4 protein-coding genes are annotated in these 3,192 nt (G+C 66.0%); all 4 read left to right on the plus strand.

The features are described from left to right. The coding region (locus AB4Y84_RS17290) for a TonB-dependent siderophore receptor (protein WP_442250530.1) at positions 1 to 775 on the plus strand (775 nt) is incomplete at its 5' end. Positions 776 to 882: 107 nt separating this feature from the next. Then, entirely contained in the window at positions 883 to 1,203 is a 321-nt protein-coding gene (locus tag AB4Y84_RS17295; RefSeq protein ID WP_442243731.1) for a DUF3649 domain-containing protein, read from the plus strand. Next, complete coding sequence (locus tag AB4Y84_RS17300; protein ID WP_442243732.1) at positions 1,200 to 2,828, plus strand: PepSY-associated TM helix domain-containing protein; 1,629 nt, start codon at positions 1,200 to 1,202, stop codon at positions 2,826 to 2,828. The genes AB4Y84_RS17295 and AB4Y84_RS17300 overlap by 4 nt, the downstream gene beginning before the upstream one ends. After that, a complete protein-coding gene (locus tag AB4Y84_RS17305; protein WP_312786056.1) occupies positions 2,825 to 3,154 on the plus strand; it encodes a DUF3325 domain-containing protein in 330 nt (109 codons plus the stop codon). The genes AB4Y84_RS17300 and AB4Y84_RS17305 overlap by 4 nt, the downstream gene beginning before the upstream one ends. Positions 3,155 to 3,192: the final 38 nt, after the last annotated feature.

Below are 3,192 nucleotides of genomic sequence, written 5' to 3' on the forward strand. Positions count from 1 at the left end.
GCCGGATGACTCACTCACCCCGTACGCCGGCTTCATCTACGACTTCAACCGCTACTTCAGCGGCTATGTCAGCTACACCGACATCTTCCAGCCACAGAACTACCGCGACAAGGCCAACAACTACCTCGAACCGGTCGTCGGTGACATGTGGGAAGCCGGGGTCAAGGCCGAGTTCTTCGATGGCCTGCTCAACACCTCGGTCGCGGTGTTCAAGGGCGAGAAGGACAACGTCGCCGAGCTCGATGATTCGGTACCGGAAAACTCGCTGCCCGGTGGCATCAGTGCTTACCGCTCCACCGGCAAGGGCAACAAGGTGAAGGGCTGGGAAATCGAAGCGCAGGGCAGCCTGGGCGAGCACTGGAACCTGTCTACAGGGTTCACCCACACCGTCAGCCGCAATGCGCTGGGCGTTCGCCAGAACACCACCGTTCCGGTCGATCTGTTCCGCCTCAACGCCAGCTGGCGCCCGGGTGGTGCCGAAGGCCGCTTCTGGATCGGTGGCGGCGCGACCTGGCAGAGCGGCATCTGGAGCCTGAGCAACAAGCCGCGCGAGGACTTCCTGGTCAGCGGCAAGCGCGACCGCGTGGCGATCGAACAGGGTGATATCTACCTGCTCAACCTGTCGGCCGGCTATCGCTTCAACGAAAACTTCACCGCCCAGGTGAACGTCAACAACCTGCTGGACAAGAAGTACTACAACCGCGTCGGTTTCTACGACGGCGTGTACTGGGGCGAACCGCGCAACGCGATGATGACGCTGCGCTGGAAGCTCTGACAATCTGATGGATGGCGCCGGTTCTGCGACCGGCACCCGGCCACGGATGGCCAACCCCGGCGCGCTTCGGTGCGCCGGTCCTCTTTCATTCAACCTGCAGGACCGCCGTGGACCGCTCGCCCGCAACCGCCAGCCCCCGCCTTAGCACCCTCTTCGCCAACCCGCGATGGGGCGTGCTGTCCCGATCCCTTGCCGCCATCTTCGGCGGCTACGCGCTTGCCTCGATGACCACGGTGTTCTGTGCGCTGGCGCTGCCGGGCGCGCGCGGCCAGGCCGTGCTGACCGGCATGCTGCTGGCGATCCTGGTCGCCGCCTGCGCCGCGCTGTGGGCGTTCGCCACGCGCAGTGCGCTGCGTGCCTGGGTCGGCATTCTCGCCCCCACCCTGCTGTTGGCCGGCATTTCGCGCCTGCTGGGAGCGTGGGCATGAAGAATGGATTCCGCCAATCCATGGCCTGGCTGCATACCTGGACCGGACTGCTGGTCGGCTGGCTGCTGCTGCTGATCTTCATGGCCGGCACCGCCAGCTACTACCGCGAGGAAATCAGCCGCTGGATGCGCCCGGAGCTGCCGCGCAGCACGGTCAGCACCGACGAAGCGGCGCAGCGCGCGGCCGACTACCTGCTGGCCAACGCACCGCAGGCCGAGAGCTGGTTCGTCACCCTGCCGCAGCCACGCAATCCGGCCATGCAGATGTTCTGGCGGTTGCCGGCCGAGCTGGCCGACCCCAGCAAGGGCCGACGCGGCGCCTTCGGTGATGCCACCCTGGACCCGAACACCGGCACCGAGCTGAAGGCCCGCGAGACACGTGGCGGCGACTTCTTCTACCGCCTGCATTTCGACCTGCACTACATTCCCGTGCTGTGGGCGCGCTACCTGGTGGGCTTCTGCGCGATGTTCATGCTGGTGGCCATCATCACCGGCGTGATCACCCACAAGAAGATCTTCAAGGACTTCTTCACCTTCCGGAAGGACAAGGGCCTGCGTTCCTGGCTGGACTTCCACAACGTCAGCGCGGTGATGGCCCTGCCTTACCACGCGATGATCACCTACACCGGCATCGTCACGTTGATGATCATGTACCTGCCGTGGGGAGTGAACGTGGCCTACGGCACCGACCAGGATGCGTTCTATGCGGAGGCCTTTGGTGGCCTGCCCGAGGTCACCGCGCCCGCCGAAGGCAAGGCAGCCCCCCTGCCGCTGCGGCAGCTGCTGGACAGCGCCCGCACGCATTGGCACGGCACCGAGGTCGCCGGTTTCAGCGTTGCCAATCCCGGTGCCGCGAATGCGGTGATCGACATCCGCCAGCGCGATGGCAAACGCCTGTCCATCGATACCCCGGCGCTGCGCTATGACATGGTCACTGGCGCGCTGCTGCAGGAAACGCCGCCTTCCGGTGGCGCCACCGCCACCCGTGGCGTGCTGTATGGCCTGCACCTGGCCCGCTTTGCCGATTGGGGCCTGCGCGCGTTGTTCTTCCTGTCCGGTCTGACCGGCTGCCTGATGGTGGCCAGCGGCGTGGTGCTGTGGGCGGTGAAGGAGCGGCCGAAGCACGCCAAGAGCGGTCGCACCGGCTTCGGCCTGCGCCTGGTCGATGCACTGAACATCGGCGCCGTGGCCGGTCTGCCGATCGCCTTCGCCGCCTATTTCTGGGGCAACCGCCTGCTGCCGCTGGGCCTGGCCGAGCGATCCAACGCCGAAGCGAACGTGTTCTTCTACGCGTGGGGCGCCTCGCTGTTGGCGGCCTTCATCTGGCCCAAGCGGATGATGTGGGCGTGGCAGCTGTACATCGGCGCGGCCGCGTTCGCGCTGATTCCGGTGGTCAACGCATTGACCACCCACGCGCACCTGGGCGTCACCTTGTTCAACGGTGACTGGGCATTGGCCGGTTTCGACCTGTCGATGATCGCCTTCGGCGCCATGCTGGCCCTGTGCGGCTGGCGCATGCAGCGCTGGACGCCACAGCTGACTGCCGCCGAGAAGAAGAAGCGTGCGGCGGCCGCTGCAGCGACGAAGGCACCGGCCGATGCAGTGGAAGCGGAGGCCAGCGCATGATGCTGCTGGTACTGGGATTGTCATTCACAGCGTTCACCGCGCTGTCGCTGGCGATGGAAAAGCACCAGCAGGAACTGCACGGCAAATCCGCGGCATCACCGGTACGGCGTACGCAATGGCGGGTGCTGGGCTGGGTACTGCTGACGGTGGCTTTCGCACTGTGCGTGGTCGACCACGGCTGGGCGATGGGCCCGGTGCTGTGGCTCGGCGCGCTCACCCTGGGTGGAATCGTGCTGGCGTTCGCGCTGTACCCGTACCGGCCGAAATGGATCGCGCCGCTGGCGATCGCGTTGCCAGTGATCGGGCTGGTGGTGGCGCTGTTGTAACCCGTGCGGTGTACCGCATCCACGCATGGCGTGGATCT

This window comes from Stenotrophomonas sp. 2YAF22, assembly GCF_052114665.1.
GTDB lineage: Bacteria > Pseudomonadota > Gammaproteobacteria > Xanthomonadales > Xanthomonadaceae > Stenotrophomonas > Stenotrophomonas indicatrix.